Genomic DNA, 1,241 nt, shown 5'->3' with positions numbered 1-1,241 from the left:
GCAACGGCAGGAGATGCAAAAACACTTTCCGAACAAACCAAGAGCGCTTTTGATGATGCCAAGCAGGTGATGGGCGAGGTGAAGAATGTTGCAGAAACAGCAGCAACGAACAGTGGGCAAGCTCTCACGACAGCTTCTGAAGCCAAGATGACAGCTGATAGAGCCTCTTCGGTAGCCGGTGATGCAAAAGAAACGGCGTCTAAAGCCCTGTCGGTAGCTCATGGTCTTAAGCAATCGGTTGATCATGTCAAGAATACAGCTGAGGGAGCCAAAAGGACAGCAGAAGGAGTAGAGCAGAGGGCTTTAACAATAGAAGACGTTGCTACACAAGCCAAGACTAAAGCTGGTGAAGCCAAACAATTGGTTGAAGAAGTTAAGACGACAGCGCATTTAGCAGAAACGTTAGCGAATAATGCAAAGCAGTTAGCGGATAGTGCAAAAGACACAGCGGTGGAAGCGAAGAATAAAGCAGAGGAGGCTAATGTCGTATCGCAAGAAGCTAAGAGCACAGCAGAGACGGCAGAAGAGAAAGCCGCAAGAGCCGAAAAGAAGGCAGATGATGCGACAGTTACAGCTTCTGAAGCCAAGACTATGGTGCAAGAAGCAAAACAGGCGTTAGAGACATCAACAGCGCAACAAGATGCTTCAGAAGCACTGTCTCAAGCCGCTGAAGCGAAGAAAGTAGCAGATCAGGCAGCAACGTTAGCCAATGAAAGTAAAACGACAGCTGTTGAGGCAAAAGGTTTAGTGGAGGAAGTAAAACAATCGGTAGCGACAGCGACAGCAACAGCAGAAAGCGTAGCTAAGGAAGCTAAAGTAGCATCAGAAAGCGCTGTTACAGTGGCGAATACAGCGAGGACCACAGCAGAAGAAGCCAAGAGTGCTGCGGATACAGCAACAGCAACGGCTCATCAAGCCCAACAGAGTGCAGAGGAGGCTACAAAAGTAGCTTTGGAAGCGAAAGCGGTAGCAGAGTCTGCGGCGCGTTCAGGAGAGACGGCAGGGCAGGTGAGTGGGGAAGCGGTGAAGGGCATAGCACAAGAGGCGAAGCGTAAAGCGGAAGAAGCCGAGAAAATAGCACAAGAAGCCAAACAGACAGCAGGTTATGCCAAGCATGATGCGGAGCAAGCGCGTAGTGAGGTGGAAAAGGCAAAAAGCACAGCGAATGCAGCGTGGAATAAAGCCCACAAAGCGAATGAAACAGCAGATAGTGCTAAGCTTACAGCAAGTTTAGCAGAAAC

The 1,241-nt window shown here is 49.5% G+C and carries 1 pseudogene; it reads left to right on the top strand.

Annotated elements, in window-relative coordinates:
• Positions 1–1,241 (top strand): annotated as a pseudogene (locus ACFILY_RS09435) (hypothetical protein); the annotation flags it as partial.

It is taken from the genome of Bartonella sp. CL25QHWL (assembly GCF_042195335.1).
Lineage (GTDB): Bacteria > Pseudomonadota > Alphaproteobacteria > Rhizobiales > Rhizobiaceae > Bartonella.
This window is presented reverse-complemented; position numbering and strand designations above follow the sequence as displayed.